Source organism: Candidatus Frackibacter sp. WG13 (genome assembly GCF_900114655.1).
Taxonomy (GTDB): domain Bacteria; phylum Bacillota; class Halanaerobiia; order Halobacteroidales; family Acetohalobiaceae; genus Frackibacter.
This window is the reverse complement of the sequence record NZ_FOTT01000033.1, coordinates 1-21,240: the sequence shown is the minus strand read 5'-3', so window position 1 is coordinate 21,240 and position 21,240 is coordinate 1. Positions and strand designations below refer to the sequence as shown.

General features: G+C 31.9%; 11 protein-coding genes. 1 reads left to right on the top strand and 10 read right to left on the bottom strand.

What is annotated here, in order from left to right; genetic code table 11:
• The 8 genes from BM077_RS12965 to BM077_RS12930 all read right to left on the bottom strand — a co-directional run.
• Positions 1–1,644: hypothetical protein (locus tag BM077_RS12965; RefSeq protein ID WP_177188349.1), on the bottom strand; the 1,644-nt coding region annotated here is incomplete at its 3' end.
• 3 nt (positions 1,645–1,647) lie between these two features.
• Positions 1,648–2,640: a hypothetical protein gene (locus BM077_RS12960; RefSeq protein ID WP_089748444.1), complete on the bottom strand. Its 993-nt coding sequence runs from the start codon at positions 2,638–2,640 to the stop codon at positions 1,648–1,650.
• 410 nt (positions 2,641–3,050) lie between these two features.
• Complete coding sequence (locus BM077_RS12955; protein WP_090003450.1) at positions 3,051–6,668, bottom strand: UvrD-helicase domain-containing protein; 3,618 nt, start codon at positions 6,666–6,668, stop codon at positions 3,051–3,053.
• Positions 6,668–9,574, bottom strand: a complete 2,907-nt coding sequence (locus BM077_RS12950; RefSeq protein ID WP_089748446.1) for a PD-(D/E)XK nuclease family protein — start codon at positions 9,572–9,574, stop codon at positions 6,668–6,670. The genes BM077_RS12955 and BM077_RS12950 overlap by 1 nt, the downstream gene beginning before the upstream one ends.
• Before the next feature lie 368 nt (positions 9,575–9,942).
• Entirely contained in the window at positions 9,943–10,926 is a 984-nt protein-coding gene (locus BM077_RS12945) for a helix-turn-helix transcriptional regulator (RefSeq protein WP_089748447.1), read from the bottom strand.
• Between the two features lie 104 nt (positions 10,927–11,030).
• On the bottom strand, positions 11,031–14,498 hold the full coding sequence (locus tag BM077_RS12940) for a hypothetical protein (protein ID WP_090095302.1): 3,468 nt from the start codon (positions 14,496–14,498) through the stop codon (positions 11,031–11,033).
• Positions 14,499–14,530: 32 nt separating this feature from the next.
• A complete protein-coding gene (locus tag BM077_RS12935; RefSeq protein WP_089748449.1) occupies positions 14,531–15,211 on the bottom strand; it encodes a hypothetical protein in 681 nt (226 codons plus the stop codon).
• Positions 15,212–17,191: a hypothetical protein gene (locus BM077_RS12930; RefSeq protein ID WP_089748450.1), complete on the bottom strand. Its 1,980-nt coding sequence runs from the start codon at positions 17,189–17,191 to the stop codon at positions 15,212–15,214.
• Positions 17,192–17,574: 383 nt separating this feature from the next.
• On the opposite strand from BM077_RS12930, the gene BM077_RS12925 reads away from it, so the two are divergent.
• Complete coding sequence (locus BM077_RS12925; protein WP_089748451.1) at positions 17,575–17,820, top strand: hypothetical protein; 246 nt, start codon at positions 17,575–17,577, stop codon at positions 17,818–17,820.
• Between the two features lie 301 nt (positions 17,821–18,121).
• On the opposite strand, the gene recQ is transcribed toward BM077_RS12925, so the two are convergent.
• Complete coding sequence (gene recQ / locus BM077_RS12920; RefSeq protein WP_089748452.1) at positions 18,122–20,269, bottom strand: DNA helicase RecQ; 2,148 nt, start codon at positions 20,267–20,269, stop codon at positions 18,122–18,124.
• A 206-nt stretch (positions 20,270–20,475) separates the two neighbouring features.
• On the bottom strand, positions 20,476–21,240 hold a 765-nt coding region (locus BM077_RS12915), incomplete at its 5' end, for an RNA-guided endonuclease InsQ/TnpB family protein (RefSeq protein ID WP_143079009.1).

The window sequence follows — 21,240 nt, the reverse complement described above, 5'->3', positions numbered from 1 at the left end:
TCTACTCATAGATTCAGTTCCATCAAGTTTCTGGACTACTATCCACCCTTCCCTCTTCCTTGCTTTTTCTCTTTCTTCTTTTCTTCTCCTCTCAGATTCTTTTGCTTCTCTCTTCCTTTTTGCCGCTTTTGTTTTAGCACGCTTTTTTCTTTCTTCTTCTCGTTTTTTCTTCTCTTCTGCTTCTTTTCTCGCTCTCTCTTTTTCCTTATCTTCCTTAGTTATAAAGCTTTTAAAAAACTCATGACTCTTCTTAGTAGTTGGTGAATTAAAACGTTTGCGTTTAAATGCTGCTATTAACCTCTTCTTTCGTTCTAGATCAGTTAAATCTTGACTATTATCTTGCTTATAAGCAGTTCGCTTATATCCTCCTAAGTCATTGATCACTTCTTCTAAAGTCTCTTTGCATCTATTGATAAACTTCTTAATCGACTTATATAACTCACCATCACTACCTTTTGCTTTTTCTGCTTCCCTTTCCATACTAACTACTAACCTATCCATTAAGGGAAATATGAGCAGGTCAGTATGCTCTTCAATCTTGATTATATTATTATAAATTAGTCTTTCTTTATCTAAGACTAATCCATACTTCTCATCATACTTTTTTAAGAATGCTTCGGTTACATTATCTAGCTTTCTACCTTTATCTTTAATTTCAGCTTTAATTTGTTCTACTGAATTTTCACTAGCTATCTCTTTTAAATCTTTTATTATCTCCTCAATCCCTTTAACTTCATCGTTTACCCTTCTATATTCTCCTACTTCGTCTGGAGATACAATATTCTCTTCAAAATAATGTGCTATTTTCTCTATGCTCTTAACTCCCTGCTTTTGGATGCTTTCATCTCTTAATTTATCTAAAATCCACCTTGCTTTTTGAGATCTAATAGTTTCATCATACAACCCGAACATATCTCCTTCGCTATACCTTCTCTTTGCTAATCCTCTTCCACCATTTAATCCCTGCCATGCTTCCTTGCATGAGTTATAACGAAATTCATACCAGACCCTTGTCCTTGCCTTAATTGCTTTCTTTTTATCACTGTCTTTATTATCAATATACTCTCTTAGATTTTTAACACAATTGTAAGGTTTAGTGAAATCAATTACTTTTCTATTTCCATTTTGGACCTTTTCAAAAAACAAACCATAACCAGCATTATATGACATTGAAAAAATAGCACTCTTTTCTGCTTTGGTCAATTTAGAATAGTAATCTTTATTAGTTCCTGTATTCGCAATCTTTTTTACAGCTTTGAATTTGTCTTCTGCTACTATGTCAAATAAGATATTTGCATATTCGACACTTGGTAATTTTATTTTCTTTAATTTTATTTCTATAATATCGCTATCTCTGTCTTTCTTATATTCTTGAATTATTTCAAATAAATTTAATTCTTCATAATCAAAATTATCACTACTTATTTGATTTGCTCTATCAAACATCTTCTTCAATTCACTTTCACTATGTACTATTAAATCTAATCCATAACCTATAGCTAGGTTATCTGCTGAATCTTGATGGATTTGTAAATATTCATCTTTTAATCTCTTTTGTCTAAATTCAACTAAATATAAAGATTCATTTTCAAAACTTTTAATTAATTCAATACAACTGTTTAAAATTTCATCTCTATAACTCATTTTTTATTCTTCCTTCCTAATTATTTTAAATTTTGCATTTTTAATTGTACCTTTGTATTTGGGGATTTTATTAACTTCTATTAATACATCCGTTCTTTTATTCTCATCTGCAATAATAGAATCATTATCTAAATTTGTTCCTATCTTCATTAATTTAGGTGCATAAATTCTTTCCAAATTATCATTCCATCTTATACTAAAACTGTATTTAATAGTATTTAATTGTGGTAAATTAACTGCTTTAAAGTCATTATCCCAAATTCCAAAACTACCAACACTTTTTAAGTTATTCAATTGTAAAGTATCTATTTTAGTTCCATTGATAGTTAAACCACCAACTTTTTTTAGTGATTTTAAGTTAAGATAATTAATATTGTTGCAACTTATTAAATCTAAGAACTTATTAACTTTTTTTAGATGACTAAAATCTAACTCTTTTAAATCATAATTTTCATGTATATTTATATATCCACCAACATACTGCAACCTGGGTAAATTTATTCCTTCTAAATTATCATTATATTCAATATTTATTCCATTTCCATTACTACCTTGGATTTCTTTTAATTGGTGAAAATTTATTTGTTTTAACTTGAAATTTCTGGCTACATGTAATTCACCTTTTATGGTTTTTAAATTAGGCATATTTATCTCTTTTAAGTTGTCAAGTGATTCGAAATATAAAATTGATACCGTTTCCAATAAAGGAAAAGATACTATTTGTAAATCTCTTTTTGCCTTTTTTCCGGTATAGAATATACCAACTACTTCTTTTAAATTTGGCATACTTGCTATTTTAGTTGTATTTATTTTTAAGTTTCCTTTAACAACTTCAATACTTTTAGCTTTTTCGTAATTGTCATCAGTCAAAATAAAATCACCATTAATAACAATTTTTTTATCTTTCATATCTTGCTGATTGCTAGCATAGATAAAGGCTGACACACTTAATAAACATAACATCATAATGCTTAAAATCAATATCTTTCTTTTCAACTTAATCCCTACTTCCTTTAATCTTAAATTACTATTCTCACCTTAACAGTAAATTATTTACTTGTGATTGTAAAAAATAAACTTCTAACTTTTAAAAAGATTATTGTCAATTAAAGTTATATTTAAAAAATCGTCACTCAAGCTAATTAATAATCTATTATTATTATATATAATTACATATCGTCTGTTTAATCCCCTCTGAAAATCAGAAGGATTTTTTATTTATTAACAAACTAAACTACATAATCATATAGATATTTATAAATTGAAGCTGAGGCTAAAACTGATATTTTAACCTCAACCTCAATACTTAGCCTACATCTTTAATTATTTAACAGTTTAAATAATTTTAACTGTCTCGCCCAGCCTACAAGTCAAGGCTGGTCGCAAGCCTATGGTAAACTCTGCTTCTAATTCGAAAACTCTTTTCTGGGCTTCACTGTCAACTGTAAACTATTAACCACCTCAACCAACCTCTGTCCTTCATCAGCCTCAGTAAAATAAAGATACCCTTTCACTTTCTCCTGACCAGTCATCTCCTGTACTATCTCTTGATAAACTTCAACCTGTCGCCGGTACTCCTCAACTAACTGCTCCACATACTCCATATTATCAATTCGATTCGTCTTCCAATCTACGACTGCCCAGTTGTCATTTTCATCTTTAAAAAGCAAATCAATAGAACCACTAATCGGCTGTCCCTCGCGTTTATAATAGAACTCAACTTCTGGTCTACATTCACTCTCTAATATTTCGTTAAATTCCGGACACTCTTCTACTTTATCAATAACTTCCTCTACGTTAGCTCGCAAACCTGGATACTCTGTATATTCAAGATGACAGTTAAATAGATAATCCCTATTTAACTCATTCCCTGTCGACAATAACTCAATCGCTTCGTGAACCAAAGTCCCTTTTAAAGTAGCCTCTTTCTCCTTTAAAAATGAAACTTCAATTTTATTTAACTTATTATCAGTCTCTTTCGTCACTGCCACTTCGTCTTTAACTGTCTTATTATGATACGACTCTTCCTCAGCCAAAGATGATGGGAATATAACTTTCGGGTCTAGCTTAAATTCATCTACTTCAATCTCTACCGCTAATTCTTCTTTAACTTCTTCGAACTCTTCTTCCTTTTCAATTTCATTTATCTGACGTGGGTTCTTAGATATTATAAGATTAAACTTACCATACTCTCCAACTATTTCTTCAATTTTATACTCTTCTTCACTATCCAAAAATTCTACTAAATCCTCTTCTTCATAACCTAAGCCTTGCATTAACCACTTAAGACTATGATTTAGAGTAATACCACCTTTACTTTTAATCCTAACATCTCCGGACAAAAAGAGCATCTCTTCAGTTCTAGTCGCTGCTACATAAAAGACTCGCTTACCTTCCATCTTATCCTTGAAAGATAGATTATCTTTGATTATCCCATAACTACTGGTCTTATCACGCTCTAAAGCTTCATTATAGTAAGTAAATCCTACCTGCTCTCGTCCATTAACTTCATCACAAACAAAATCTCCTAATCTTGAGTTACCAGCATTATTTAAATCAGCCAAAAAGACTACTGGAAATTCCTTACCTTTCGAAGCATGAACCGTCATTAATCTAACATAATTACCAGCCTCAACTTTTACTTCGCCGTCTCCTTCCTTATCCTCTTCTTCCATCAAACTCTCTAATCGTTCTAAGAAGAGATAAAGATTATTTCCTTGGTCTTGAGTAAAGTTTGCCGCCGCTGCGATTAACTTCTTAAAATTAGCCAACCTCTGTTCACCACTAGTCCCTGCTAGGTAAGTCGTATAAGCACCACAATCAGTTAGAATAGTGTTGATTAGACGATCGATACTTATCTCTTCCTTTAACCGTTGCCACTTATCAAATTTAGCTTTAATTTTCGGATGATTAGTAAATATTCTTTCCAATAGAGAACTATCGTCATCAACATTGCCAATCATCAACTTAAATAACTGATCATCACTCAGGGCAAAGAGTGGTGACCGAAAGAGACCAAAAGTATTTATTTCATCTTCCGGATAGATCAATGCTTTTAATACTAAATAGATATCATAGACCTCTTGGCGTTGGTAGAAGCCTTTTCCTTGCACAGTCCGATAAGGAATGTTGAACTTCTCTAAAGCTTCCTCATAATCTTTAAGCCTAGTTCTACTCCGCATTAAGATAGCTATGTCACCATAATCAACTGAATTAAGACTATCATCTTTAAATATCTGCTTATCAGACTCCTCTACCAACCACTCTATCTTATTAGCTATCAATTCTGCTTCATATTCAGCACTACTGTATTCATCATCATTAAAATACTGAGTAAGAAGTAATTCAATATGCGAGTCCGGATCTCTATCAACTTTAGCTTCATACTTATTATTACGACCAAAAGTTAAATCTTGATATTTCACATCATAATCACTAGTTTCCTCATCATCCTTAGGAAAGATATCATTAAAGAGATAATTAATAAAATCAATAATCTCTTTATTAGATCGAAAGTTCTTCCTTAACTTAACTAACTTCTCATTATCTATATTATTATCTGTAATCTGTCGAGTAACCTCATTAAAAATCCTCACATCAGCCCGTCTAAAGCCATAAATCGACTGCTTTGGATCACCAACTATGAATAGTTTCCCCTCTTCTAGCTGCTTATAATCATTATCCTGTGTAACTAAAGGTCTAATAATATCCCATTGAGTCTGATTAGTATCTTGAAACTCATCGACCATAATAAAGTCAATCTGTCTCCTTAACCTTTCTACTAAATCATAATTATTACTAAAGGCAGAAACTACTCTCTTCTCTAAATCTAAATAATCTAAGTAACCTTCTCTCTCTTTTAAAGTCTCATATCTCTTAGCTACTTGCTTATGTAACCTTAATAGAATATCTAATATTTCTGCCGGACGTTCATCGCTAATTATTAACGGCTTATCATTAACAGTCGGCACTTTATCAAAAACAATCTTCTTTATAGTCTCAAATTTTCTATAAGCAGCCTTCTTAACCTCATTACCGCCTTCCCAATCAGCAGCTACCATAGCCCGACCAATCTTTACTTCCTTATCTTTATCAAAATCATAAAAATAGTTTAAGAATTTAAAATGAAGGTTTAGTAATTCATTCTCAGCTTCCTGCTTCCCGCTTTCTCGATATAAATTCAAAGCACTAATTAACTCTGGATAGTCATTTAATATACCTTTAATTACTTTGACTCCTCGGGACTCATTCTTAGAAATAAAACCTTCAAGTTCTTTCATCACTTCATTCAATTCCTGATCATTTAAATAATCCCCAATTCCCTTTAAATTCTGATCATATACTGTCTTATTAATTACCTTATGCAGGTCCTTAGATTTATTTTCAGCTAAGAAATTCTCTATTCCCTCTCTATTATCTAACATTTCTTTTAACATCTTAAATAACTTCCGTTTACCATACAAATAAGTGACCTCTTCTAATTCTTTATATAATCTATCTTCTGGCTCATTAATAATCTCTTCGAGCACCGTACTAATCGCTTCATCTTGTAACTCTTTCTCTTCCAAGCCTTCCATAATACTAAAATCAGCCTTAATCCCTAACTCAAATAAGTTATTACGAATAATATCACTACAAAAGGAATGGATAGTCGAAATCTTAGCCTTAGATAAGTTATCTAATAGCTTAAAGACCCAATCTCGTTCTTCTTGGTTCTCTTTAGAATCAATTAAGTTATTAGCCAAATACTCTGTTAACCTCTCCCTAATCCGATCCTTCATCTCTGCGGCTGCTTTCTTAGTAAAAGTAATTGCTACTATTCTATCTAAAGCATCCTCTTTATACATTAATCCACCTTGGCTCTGTGGCGTTAATAGAATATCCAAATAACGCTCAGTCAAAACCCTAGTCTTACCACTTCCAGCCCCAGCGTTAATCGTTAGATTCTGATCTAAAGTCTTTACTGCCCGTGCCTGATCAGGAGTAAACTTCATTCCTCTAACCTCAATCGCTTCCTTAGTCATTAAGCCTCCTCCTTTCGACAGATAAACTTACATTGACAATAGCTACAACCATTATCACCATCACCTAGTTTGAAATTACCAGCCTTGATATTAGTGATATACTCTTTAATATTCTTCTTAGCTTCCTCTAAACTCTCATTAAATCTGTCTGTAGCCTTCGTACTACTCTTATACATCTCATTAGTAACCTTTACCTTCTTATAATCAAGCCCTTTACCAGGGTCTAAGATATAGTAACCACCATGAACGATATCTTCCTCAAACTCTTCCTTGGCAGCCATAATATAAAGCGGTATCTGAACCGGATTATTTATACTTCCGGTCTTATAATCGATTACTCCTAACCAACCTTCCTCATGATAATTAATACGATCAATCCGACCTCTAAATTTATAATCATCTATTAACTCTAATCCATCAAATTCCCACTCTACCTCTCTAACGGTAAAATGATTAGTCTTCTTATTACTCTTTATCGTACTATCTCTTTCGAATGCTAAAATTTTCTCCAAACCGACCCCTAAATCATCATCTTGTAAGTATCTATTTCCCTCCGTTTGCCAGTAAAAACTCTCTTTAAATAATGGGTACTCAGCCAATACCTCTTGGGTCGCTGTTAATAATACTTGTGCTGCCTCTTCCTGATTATCTTCTGTAACCTTACCAGCACTAAACTTACTATAAAACTTCTCCATGATCTTATGTAAAAATCTACCTCGTTCAAAAGGCAGAATCTCTTCGGAAAGATCAAAGCTACTTAACTTAAAGACTTTCTCAAATAAGAATCTAAAAGGACAATTAGCATAACTACCTAATAGATCAGCCGAATAGACATAGTCGTCGTCAAACTTCTCTTCTAGCCAATTAAGGTTACTTTCCTCTTCTAACTTTCCATTATAGACTGCAAATTCATCTCTATTACGTTCCTTAAGTAACCTAAATTTAGTCAATAAATCTTCTTGCCAATGATAGTCATCACCTTGAGTATAGTCCGTATATTCTTTTCCAGCTTTCAACTTTAAACCTAAACTCTGTTGTAACTCGTTAATTGAATAGAGATTCTCTTCTACTTCCATCTTCTTTAATGTAACTACTCGTTTTAACTCTTCAATACAAGAGCTGGCTAAAGCCTGCTCTTCGCTTGCAGATTTAGAATAAGTAATGAACGTTCCTTTCTTAGCGCCTAAGAGATGGTCAACAAATAAGTATCTATCCAAAACTTGATCATCTGTTAACTCCATTCCTAACTCTTTAAAGTATCTATCTAATGGGTTATGACTTGCCGTTGGATAAAGGTCATGGCTCATCCCAGCTAAAAATATATAGTCATAATCTCCACTTCTTAACTCTATCTTCCCGGTTATTTCTACACCTTGTCCTTGATCAAAGGTATAATTTGCTTCCCGAATAGCCAACTTTAGCAGCTTTATCCAATCTTTTAAAGTTCTCTTCTCATCAGCTATCTTATTTAATTTAGCAGTAATATTCTTAAACTCATTCCAAACAGCCATCACTTCACTACCGTCTTCAAATTCATCTAGTTTATCAGCAAGTTCAAATTTATTCAATAGACCAATAAACTTACTAATAAAAGCTTTAAAAGTTACCTTTTTACCTAAATTCCATTTTAAATTCTTCTTAATAAAATCTATAATCCCTAATAATTCATCATCTTCTATAACTCTTACCTTATCTTCTATTAATCTAACTAAAGACCATCCGTTAGCCTCAAACCTAACTTCTCCTAAGATGTGATTCAACTTATCTAACAAAGAAGTACAGTCTAAACTCAAGAATTCTGCACTAGCCAAAGCTAAAAAGTCCTGGTCATCAAAATCCCCAGCTAATATAGTCAATACCCCCACTAACTCTTTGATCAATGGCACCGAAATCAAAGGCATCGGAATCTTTCGTCTATAAGGTATATTATATTCAGTAAAGATTCTATCTAAATGAGGACGATAATTATTAGGAGAAGAAAAAGCAATTCCAATTCTAGATAGATTCTCTCCTTCCTTAGCTAACTCCCTAATCTTTTTAGCAATAGCTTCTAACTCCTGTACTGAATCAGAAAGATCAATCACTCTTATTTCCTTTTCAAACTCATCCTGCCAACAATACTTCTCTTCCTCAACTAAGACTTCATTACTAAATAGGCTTCTAATCAACCCATTATCCTTCTCTGTATAATCTTCAACAACAAAATCAGCCTTCTTAAACTCCTCAAATAATGAATCTAAATTACTAAATAACTTCTTTTTGTCAAGATTATAATCTAGCAGAATAGTAGTATCCTCCACCCAATCAGCTAAGATTAAAATCAACTCCAGCTCCGCCGGCCTAAGGATATAGACTCTATCGAAGAATATATTCTTAACTTCTGGATAAAGATATCTAAAGTCAGCTTGCGTTAACTCACTAATTAAGAGTTGATAACTCTGCCATTTAGTTATAAAACCTAACTCTTCCAATCTATCTTTTAGAGCATGATAAATATCTCTTAATTCAACTAAGATCTTTCTTTCGGTTATCCGTTCCTCTAAATCAATTAACTCCGCATCAATTTCATCAATAAACTCTATAATATAATCCGCAGAACTTTCGTCAAAGAATTCATAATCCTCTTCTTTTAATAACTCCAATAATATATACTTCAACTGATCATTACCAATAATCTCACGTCGTCCATCAACTTTATAATAAAGATCTTTAAATAACTGGTCAATAAATAATATATTTTGCAATATCACAGCCTGACCATCCTCCGACTGCCATATCTCCTCACGCATCGTAGCTTTCATCTCATGATAAGGAATAATATATAATAAATCCTCATGGTTTAAATAATATTCTAACCCTATCTGATTCAATGAATTAAGATCGCTATAGATTAATCTTTTAGACAATTATTTCACCTCTTTCGATAATCAGTGGTTATCGTGAACTTATAACCAGCCTCGTTCTTTAAGCTAGGTAATCAGATTAGAGTTAAACCTTAGTCTTAACTTTAACCTAGTTTAATCTGTGTCCTGCTCTTTTAAAGTTTTTAATGTCTTAATTTTCTCAACCTTAACCTGTATTTTTATGAGCTTCATTGTCTCGCCCAGCCTAAAAATCAAGACTCCTTACAGCTTTAAAACCCAAAAGCTGACGTGAATAAATTCTGCCACAGCCTACGATAAACTCTGCTTTTAATCCGAAAACTCTTTTCTGGGCTTCACTGTCAACTTTATAATATCATGTCTCCTGCGACAATATCTGTCCCATCAAAATATTATTTGTAAACCTCTAACATTCCCTCAATCAATTCCTGCATCTGCTGGCGCAAACTTTCTGGCTTTAGGACTTCAATACTCTTGCCTTGGGATAATAGCCAAATCCTTAATCCAAATTCACTATAAACCTCCGCTTTAATTATATAACCTTTTTCTATTTCTTCTATAACTTCTGCTGTCGGCAATCTGTCTAAAATATGCTCTATATTCTTACTATAATACTTAAACTTTATTCTTGACAACTCACCATTAAACATAAACTGAACCCGCTTTCTAAACTCACCTGGCTTAAAACGTTCTAAATAAGGCATGTTAAAGTTCTCATCATCTTCTGTATAATTATTAATTCTATCCACTCTAAATACCGTTGGGTGATCAAAGTCCCGGTCACACATATAAGCAATTAAATAAAAATAAAAATCAGAAAAGATAATACTGACCGGTTTAACTCTATATTTAGTAGGTTGAGACTTATTTAAACTTTTATAAGTTATTTCAACCACCTGCTGTTTGCGAACCGATTCGCTTAAATCCCAAATTATCTCAATTAATGATTGATTATGCTTCACCGGTGTATAATGAAACCTTTCATTACTAATTACCTCTGTAATCTGTTCTTGTTTTTCCGGTTCCGCTTGCAAGATAAGCTTGTCTAATAAATCATCCATCTCTCCATTAGTAAATGCTCTGCTCTCTAAAAGAACTTTCGCTAATACTAAAATCTCTTTCTTACTTAACCAGCTATCTTCTTCTCTAATTAAAACATATCCTTGTTTCTTTTGATCATAAATTATCTTTGCTGAAAAATCATAAGTAGAAAATTCAGCTAAATACTCACGTAGACTACCAATATATCTTTGAATCGTCTTCCGACTTACATTAAATCGCTCCATCTCTTCTTTAGTCCTAATCACTTCGCCTCGCTGTAGTCGTTCAAAAATATGTAAAAGACTTAATGATTTAAGATAATCTGCTTTGCTCATGTTAGTAGTCACCTCTATAATTTTTACCTCTTATATCAAATAATTGGATATAAGAGTGAATCATTCCTTTATTATTAATTCATGCTACTCCATTAATTACATCATCACGAAAGACTAATCCCACCTTTACTTATCTTTAATTGCCGTTTGCCAAAACTTAACTCTGTCTTTTCATCATCGATGATTCCTTGGCCTTTCTGGTTACCGATTCTAACTCTATCTTTAGTCATTTCTAGTCCACCGCCATTCATTACTCCTAAATTAAGTTCTTCTTCCATTAGATGGAGGCTAGCTTTCTTATCTTTGCCTGCTAATAGAATCTCTTGGTTATTGAGTAAGAGTTGAAATCCACCAGGAGTCTTGATTAGCTTATCCGCTGGGTCATGGTCTATCTTCTTGTCATTATCGGTGCTACTACTCTTTGAGGTGGCGTGTTTCTCATTCTTGCTTTTGAAGTAGATATCTACTACATCACCTACCTCTGGTGCGAAGTAAGCATTGGTATAGAATTTGTCTATTGGAAAACGAAAGGCTTTAAGTGGATTATAGTCGTCTTCGATATCAAGAAATTCTACTTGGGCTGTGTAGTCTTGATTAACTTTCTTAACCTCAGCTCTCAAACTTTTTCCTTTGATTAGTCGCTTGCGTCTTCTTTTCATTACATCTATCTCTTCTTCTTTAACTAAACTTAAGTCTGAACGTAGAATACTATCTTCCATATAGATTCTATTCTTGATTATGATCAATTCGACAGTCTCCTTAGTCTCGTTATCTAAGCGATAATTAACCTTCTTACCGATATCGAATATCTCATCGGATCTAAAGTGAGCATGGTAATGGGTCTGATAGAAAGGATAAATATGGTCTCTTTCTTTAATACTCTTCATCCTTTGAATACCAGCAATATTATTTAAATCTTTTACTTTGCCAGTGTGGAATCCAAGTAAGATAGTAATCTTTTCTTCGTCATCTTTCGTATCGTCTACAATTACCAGTTGATTTAAGTAAGACGCAATACGTTTCAAAAAGTCCCATTCGTTCTCCTTATACTGCAAGACTAGTGGATAGTCCTTAGAGACCAATGAAGTCTCTTCTAAGCTATCGTCAGCAAAGGTGATATGAAATAATGGATTATCATCCATTAGCTTATCAAATACTTCACCGTAGGTTGTACCAAAGTTCTGATAGATTCGATTCTTCCATTTGCGTTCTAATAGTACGCTATAAGAGACCGCTTCTAATTCTAAGTAGTACTCTTGTGGTTTATAATCCAAACGATAATTTTCGATAATACCTTTAAATAGAATCTTATTATCTTGATTATCATAGGTGATTACTAATTTAGGATCTTCTTTATCTAGATATCTTTCGTACTCTTGTAAATCTTCATCGCTAATCATCCCAGCAATCTTGACGCGAGTATGGTCATAGATCGATTTATTTATCTCTAACTTATCTAAGATTTTGAATTCAAATGGGTCTATCTTGACTCGATGGGGAGTATAGGTCATCGGTTCTTTGGTATCCTTAGCTTCTTTCACTTTTGGTTTTAATTCTATGCCGTAATCACCATTCTTAAAACCGTCAATAATTAACTTGTCCTTCTTTTCGGGACCATAAAGGTAGATTAATTCATAACGATCTGGTTTATAGATGATATTACTGCCGTAATACTCTTCGCCACTAACTTTGACCTTGCCTTCGATTTCGTCTACTTCATTATAGACTCCGGAGATCTCTTTCTTATCTATCTTAATTTTGCGTTCAGGGTTGGTATATTTACTGAGAATTGTTGCTCCGATTCCTTGGGTATTTTTAAATTGGTAGGTATTTTCTTCTTCGAGACGGTATTCGGTATCGTATTCTTCTTTGTAATTACTTCGTGTTTTGTGAGTACCATAGATTTTGTTCTGGGATGGTTCTTCTAGTTCTATCTTTAACTTTACTTCTTCATTAGTAAACTTTCGCTTTGAGTCTGAGGCATGATATCCTTTTACCTCTTCGTTACTTTCTAGTTTATTACCTAGAATTAATAACTGCCCACTACCTGTTATCTTCCAGTCCCATAATTTTGTTAGCTCTGAATAACCCATTCTATAATTTAACTGCTTTAATATAGGCTTAGCTAGTTGATAAATTCTATCTTCTTCAGTTAGTAAGTCTTGATTCTCTCGTAGATATCTACTCTTAAATATACCGTTACTATCTTTCGTATCCAACTTCTTTTGCAAGTACATACTATGGCGCAATCGGTCTTTGATAATAACCATAATCTCGCCTTCCCTACCTAATCTAGATAATCTAAAGAGTTCTTTTAAGAATCCCTCGTCCTTGGTTTTGAAATCAAGGATTATATCTTTGATTAACGAACGTAAGTAATCTCGACTGACATTATTAGTTAGGTTCCCTACTTGGGGAATATTTCGTAGTCTATTAACAGCTGACTCGAAACTACCGCCTTCTTTAGTTAAGATAAATGGTTCGAAAAGATCTAATTTAGGTTTGGTTAAATCAACCACTTCTTTCTTTTCTAATTTTGATATTCGCTCACTTAAGTTGCTAACTTTCCCTTTATCTAACCGCCACAGATTTTCATCTACGACATACGTACTTCCTACATGTCCTAACAGCCTAGCTGGTATATTATCTGCTGTTATGTAATTGATAATATTACCTTTTGCTTCTTGGGTTCTGGCTTTATATCGCTGGTAGCTATCTATAAATCTCATCTTTCGTTCTATTATGTAAGGGTTGAAGGATTCTTCTATTACTTCACCCATTTTTATAGCCTGATTCAATACTTCTTTACAATCTACTTTAGCAACACTTGAATTAAATTCTTTTAATCTAGTAGTAAAAAGTCTTATCAATACTTCTTTTATCCTTTCAGCATCTATTCTATCTCCATTGCTAGATCTAAACTCTTGACCAATATTGCCATTTTTAATTACTCCTTCTCTTTCAAGCTCTATACGGATAAATTCCATATTATTATCTTCGTTAAATAAATCCCTTAAAAAATATAATAAACCATATTCATAGCCTAAGAATTCATTACCTTTAAACTCAATAAAATTCTTTATCCCCATACTATTCTTAGTTATAACTTGATAATTATGCAATTCAGACTCTGCCATAATACCAACATATTGTGCAAATGCTCCACCTAAGACATCCCCTTTAAAAGTTAACTTCCATTCTTCTCTATTCTCTGTAGTCTTCTTTTTAAAAAGTTCTTCTGCCATAATAAACTGTTCAGTTGGTAAGCCAGCTATAATACATAAATTGATTACTTGTTCAATCTGTTTGCTCTGATTAGCATTACCATAATCTATAACCTTTTCTTTTTTATCTTGATTTTCATAAACTTCTACACTGAGTTCACTACTTTTCCCTAATTGATTACTTACTGCTTTAATTATCTCAATTGTTTTATCAGTAATATTAATACCAAAAATATTATAAATTAACTTATTTAAGTTATTTTTAGCTTGTTTTGATATTTCTAAATTGCTAAGCAGTCTATCAAACTGCTGACCACTTTTAACAATAAATTTTAATCCCCGTGACATAATTATTCATCCCCTTATTAACATTGAATTTATTATCTATATCTAGCATAATAACCTTCTCGTAATTTTTCTTGCTGTTGTTCTTTACTGCTGCGATAATCATAGACTCCTTTTTTACGTAAAAAGATAGTTATTGTTAAGAAGATAGCTAAAAAAAGTAATAAAGCTACTGCTTTCATTGGATTAGTTACATGTTCAATACCTAAATATTGTTGCATGAATTTTGATAGTAAATCTGGTTTATTGGTGCTAATTAAATATGTTGTAACCCAAAAATTAAATTGATAAACAACAAAATTTGTTAAAAACATTCCAATAGTTATTTCTAACCGATATTTCCAAAAACAATATAATATATAGATAAATAATATAAAACAACCAAATATAGATAACCCAGTTATTATTTCACTTTGGATAGAAGTACCTAATAATAATGTGTATAACCCTTCGAAATGGACTAATATAGTAGCAAAATAACAAATAAACTTTGTTGAGTCATATATAAAACTATATAACTTTATACTGATTAACTTTATTAGCCCAATAGCAGGAAAAGAAAATATAAACAAACCAATTATTAATAATAGAGTAAGAGTACCAACAGTAATACTAAATAATTCTCCATTTTTAGTAAAAAATGATGTATTATACATTAAAAATGCATTTAAATTAATAACTAACCAAAAATAGAATACCCTTTTTAAGTACTTCATTTATTCATCCTCCCAACCTTCGTCTTCTTTATCTGCTGCCACAGCTTCTTTTTTATTAACAAGCATTAATAAAAATGATATTGTTGCTACCACTACTCCGGTAGGTAAACTGATTACTTCTAATATCAGACAAATTAATATTCCTACACATAAAACTAAAGCCATCTCGGAACTGTAATTAATAGTATTCTCTGCTACTTCCTGAAAGTTATTTTTATTTATATTGTCTTTAAGTATAAAACTTAATTTTTGCTTTAAACCCCCAAACTGACTGTTATCAGCTATTAAACTATAAGCTGGTTTAAGCTTTCCAGTCTTAGGCGAAAGAGTGAGAGTTGTTTTCATGTTAAGTTTTGTACCATCTTTAAATTCCATACCTGTATATTGAGCTCCAATGACAGTCATTTCTAATCCCCATCCCAAAAAACTCATTACTTGTTTATTCCCTTTACTTATACTCATCGACCCATCACCATTCACTGTAAGAGTATATCCTTCATCAGAACCTAAGCCCTTAACTTTCTTGCCCGCTGTTCCTATCATCTCTGCTACTCCAAAATCATGATAGAAGAACTGACCCTCTACCTCTATTGCTGAGGGAGCTAGATTCTTTATTTCCGACAACTCTTGCTTCAATGTATATAATCCATCATTATTATCTAAATAAGTACTCCAATTCGTTGGTTTCATAAACTCTACTGTTTTCTTATTATCTATAATACTTTTACCACTATTCTTACCTTCAGATTTTTCATTTCTTTTTGGCTGAGTATATGATTTTGATTTATAAGCTTCATTATCTTTAACTGAAATAACTTCTTGGAAGTTGATTAACTGTTTAGGGTCAATCTTAATCTCTTTAATTCCTTTTAAAAAGGACTGTATATTTTGATAATCATTAAATTCATCTACTAACTTTGCTTCCTGTACTAATTTATAGTCTTCATTTAGAATCTTCCTGTAGTCTTTTACTTTAAAGTTCTTCTTTAAATAGTCTACATATCGATAACTACCCTCAGTCTTTAATTCATCTAAATATTTATCCAATTGTTTAAAAATAGGTTCAAACCAATTTCTGTGATTGTTTACTGCTAGTTCGAGTAATGAAACAATACTTAACCGTTTATCCAACTCTATTAAGTAATTATAAAAGCCATCATTTTCTGGTAATATCGTTACAATTGATTTTTTATGATATGAACACACGAATTGCTTTGTTAATGAATCGAATTTGTCCCCATTAACAGATTTCATTTGCGCTGCTATAAAATTAATTAATAGACTTTCAATAAAATCTTTAATATTATTATATTTTTCATAAAGCTTATGATGTAATTTCTTTTTCTCAAATTCTTTTAATAGCTTATAACTTTTTAATTTTTTTAAGTCAGTTCCATTCTCTTTTACAATATTAAATTGCACCTTATCCCACTTAGTAACCTCATTAATATCTAAAATCTGGTTTAATATCTGTAAATAGTTCTCTTCCTTTTTACAACGCTTAATTATATAATCAATTAAATCAACGAACTTTATATTGCCTTTAAGCTTTCTTAGTTCATCAAGATCCTTTTGTTTTGTTAGGTCAAACTTACTGTCATAGTTCTTAAGTATTTGTTCTATTGCTATTTTATTAGAGAAAGATTCTAATTCTTCCGTGAAGTACTTGCCAAGCTTATCCTCTAAATAAAGTATGTGCTTATTATTATATTGTTCTGCAAACTCAGTACGTAAATAGTTATATACTGTTTTATTAACTGCTGGTATGTAAACTTTCTGCCCCAATTCAATATTCTCTACTTCTGCTGTCTCGTTAAAACTCTTATCTGGTTCAAATTCTGTTATAGTTACCTTTGCTCCAGCATACAATTCTTCTTCTATTTTTCTTCTAGTGTCATACTCTTGAGTTATATTGATCAATACATACTTATCCTGCAAAGAATCTAAATCCTTCTTTGTCTTTTCTTTGCTCAACCTCACTTTTAGTCACCGCCTACTCTTAAATTTATTTAAAAGATAATTTCAATAATAAAAGAGTTTAAGTTTAGAACTATTGCTAATAATGATTATTATATATTTAAGACATTATATGTAATTGATACTCTAAAAAAAGAGGAAATCCTGCATATAAATGGAAAATAATCGTTTGCATTAAAGCACTTTCTATCTTGTGCTTTATTTTGTATTAAATTTTAAAAATTAATTATAAATTTTCATGTATAAAAACTACTCAAAAGGACATGATAATTATTGTAAGAGGTCAGCAATGGTCGAGGTAAGATTGACCTAGGTTCCAAATTATATTTGGGATTTAGGTTGGTCGAGCAAAGATCATTATAGGCCGAATTTATTTTCGGTCTATAATGGTTAGAGCGAAGATTAGCATAGGTTCCGAAAGGGCCTGCAATTTAGCCGAAGAGGTTATTGTTCCGGGTTCGTCAGGGATCTATGCTGGTCGACCTAAGAAGATGATAGGATCTGGAGGGATCCTGTTTTGTGGTCGAGAGACTGCTCTTGGTTCCGAGATTGGTTCTATCATCTTCGAGCAAAGGTTATTAGTAGGCTCGGAACGGATCTATAGTAGTCGAAAGATTGCTGTGGGTTCCTGAGGGTCTGCAGTGGCCGGAGCGCAGATTATTGTTGGCTTCTTTTATATTTAAAAAATAAAACTCCCCGTTTATAACAGGAAGTCTTAATATAAGAGAGATCTTCTGCATTTCAACAGAAGACCTCATTACTTATATTAATCTTTAAAACTTATATTAATCTTTAAAACTCTAAAATAGATTTATAGTCTTAAGACATCGTCCAACCTCCATCGGCTGATAATCTTTTAACTTTTTAAAGTATTGCTTAGCATATATAATTAAAAAGTCTTTCTAGTTCTTCAGGATTTATCCTTATGTTATTTTAATTCAATTCTTCAATTTCAACATAACAGATCATAGCCTTAATCTGGAAGTAGCTAACTTCTTCTGGTAGTTCTTCTTTAATCGGTTTTAATCTATCTGTATCTACTTCTTTTATTGTGTCTATAATTAATTGTTGATGCTCTTCACGCACAAAAGACTTTAAATCTACATCTTTTCCACCATATGCCGCTTTAATGATATGCCCTCTTACAGTAGTTAAAGCCAAACTTCTCTCCTCGGCTATTTCTTTGAATGATTTGCCTTCTTTATATAAATTATAGCTTATAATATGACTCTTAAGATTTAAGTTATTCTTCTTATAATTACGTTTAGAATTTGAACTTCCTCTACTGCTTTTAGTCTCTTGGAGATCACTTTCGCCTACATGCTCTTTAATCTTCTTAATAAATTCTTGACCATACTTTCTGAGTTTAACTGTTCCTACTCCTTTAATTTTTGACATTGAACTATTATTTAGCGGTAATTTATCAACCATATCTCTTAACGTACTATCATTAAAGATAATAAAAGGAGGTACGTCTTCCTCTTTAGCTAATTTAGTTCTTAGTTTGCGTAAATTATCAAAGAGATCACTACTCTTAGAGATCTGCTTAGTCTCTTTTCTTTCTTTACGCATCACTTTCTCTTCTTCCTCTAATACAGAAATCGCCTCTTTTGTAAGTTTAGCTACTGGATACTTCCCTTCGGTTAATTTAATATATTTCTCTGCTACTAAAAACTTAATCATATTCTTAATCTCTTTAATAGTATATTCATTCATTATTCCGTAAGTTGACAACTCATCAAATCCATCTTTCAAGACTCTCTTACTCCTAGATCCTTTTAACACTTTAGCAACAACTGTAACCCCAAAACGTTCTTCCATCTTATAGATACAGGAAAAGATCTTTTGTGCTTCAAGAGTCATATCCACAAACTCTACATTTTCATCACAATTACTACAATTCTCACAAACATCAGGCACATCTTTTTCACCAAAGTATTCTAAGATATATTGGCGAAGACACTTAGATGTATGACAATAATCTATCATCTGTCTTAATTTCTTATATTCATGATTCTTTCTTTTAGGTGATACATTAGACTGTTCAATAAAGAATCTAGGTAAGTTAGTATCACCAGGTGAAAATAAAAGTACACATTCACTAGGTTCACCATCTCTTCCGGCTCTTCCAGCTTCCTGATAATATGCTTCTAAGTTTTTAGGCATATTATGATGGATTACATACCTAACATTTGACTTATCAATTCCCATACCAAAAGCATTAGTCGCTACCACAATATTGATTCGGTCATATAAAAAGTCATCTTGTGTCTGCTTTCTAACCTCCGAACTTAATCCGGCATGGTACTTACCAACTTTATGACCCTCGTCTTCTAAAAATTGATGAAGATTATTTACTTCTTTTCTAGTTCCTGCATAGATAATTCCTGCGTCTTCAGAATTAACTGCTAAATACTCCTCTATAAAGTCCCTTTTATTCTCTCCTTTAATCAACTTAAAAGTTAAATTTTCACGATCAAATCCTGTTACAAATGCATCTTCTTCTTTAATAGCAAGTAAGTCTGCAATATCAGCTTGTACCCTTGTAGTAGCCGTCGCCGTAAACGCAGCCACTGTAGGTCGCTGCGACAAAGCATCTATTAACTTTGGAATTTCAATATAAGCTGGTCTAAAATCATGCCCCCACTGTGAAATACAATGAGCCTCATCAACTACTACTAAAGTTACATCCACTGACTTTAACATCTCTAAAAAGCGACCTGAATTTAATCGTTCTGGTGCTATATAAAGTAAATCATATTGGTCTGCCTTAGTCTTATCTATTCTATCCTGAATTTCTAAATCACTTAATGAGCTATTAATATAAGTAGCAGCAACGCCTGCTGTCCTTAAAGAATCAATCTGGTCCTTCATTAATGAAATTAAAGGCGAAATAACAATTGTTGTTCCTGATAAACAGATAGAAGGAATCTGAAAACAGATTGATTTACCTCCACCTGTAGGCATAACTCCTAGTGTATTCTTCTTATCTAATATATTTTCAATAATCTCTGCTTGACCTTCTCTAAATGATTCATAACCAAAGTAATCTTTTAAAACTTTCTTAGCCTTTTCTAACATCTAAGCCAACTCCTCTTCTTTATTTACACCCTTACCACTATAACTATTATATATGCATCAATCGATTTCCTGTGTGAACCTCTCCATCTAAATCAAAAATAAGATTTAGATGGAGCTTCTAACTACTTCATATAGATTAAATTTCAATCTATACTACTAGGTTAGTTTACAAGATGTTTGATATTTAACTGTTTTGACCTAAAAAATTAGGCAATCCTTAATCTTGAAGGAGGGTTCACAACTCCATTATCCCTAGCTTGATTAACAAGTTTAGGAATACATTTTTTATTCAAAAACTTACGCATTATATTTAATGAGCCATTAACATCAGCATTTATAGTTAACCCAATATTCGATTTAAAAAGCCCTCTTTCAATTCTACGAGATTTATTGTAATTATCTCTATTTAGTCTTTCTAAATCTAATGCAGAACAACCAGAAGTATAGGCTTCGTTAATTGTTATTAGTTCTATCCCTTCTAATTTAGCTTTATATTCAATTAATTCTTTTAACCTTTGCATTGGCACTTGAACAAATGATTTATTATAGTTCATATTCTGTTTAATTTGTTTTATATCTCCAATTATTATTTTAGATACTTGATATTCTTTAGCTAAATTAATTATTTTTCTACTTGCTTTATGGAGATAGTCTAATATATAGTTATTCCTCTTTATCCTAAGTTTTTTAATCTTGTTAGTATCTTTAAAGTTTTTAGAACCTGTTTGTTTCATTTTTATAGCTTGTAATTTAGTTATCTCTTTGTTAAAGTAACTATTTTTACTTTTGATAGATTTCCCATTGATGATATAGTTATCTACATTATCTTTAAAAGTTAATGTAGCAAGATTATTCAAACCTAAATCAATAGCCATTATATTGCTACCTTTTTCTTTATCTTTGACTTCAATTTTATATATTACTAATAGATACCACTTATCAGAAAGGTTATCTTTTTTTATCCTTACTTG

What these genes read in the sequence shown, in the direction of transcription:
- BM077_RS12940 (WP_090095302.1), bottom strand. Translation starts at nt 14,498, where the DNA reads ATGTCACGGGGATTAAAATTTATTGTTAAAAGTGGTCAGCAGTTTGAT.
- BM077_RS12955 (WP_090003450.1), bottom strand. Translation starts at nt 6,668, where the DNA reads ATGACTAAGGAAGCGATTGAGGTTAGAGGAATGAAGTTTACTCCTGAT.
- BM077_RS12945 (WP_089748447.1), bottom strand. Translation starts at nt 10,926, where the DNA reads ATGAGCAAAGCAGATTATCTTAAATCATTAAGTCTTTTACATATTTTT.
- recQ (WP_089748452.1), bottom strand. Translation starts at nt 20,269, where the DNA reads ATGTTAGAAAAGGCTAAGAAAGTTTTAAAAGATTACTTTGGTTATGAA.
- BM077_RS12925 (WP_089748451.1), top strand. Translation starts at nt 17,575, where the DNA reads ATGGTTAGAGCGAAGATTAGCATAGGTTCCGAAAGGGCCTGCAATTTA.
- BM077_RS12935 (WP_089748449.1), bottom strand. Translation starts at nt 15,211, where the DNA reads ATGAAGTACTTAAAAAGGGTATTCTATTTTTGGTTAGTTATTAATTTA.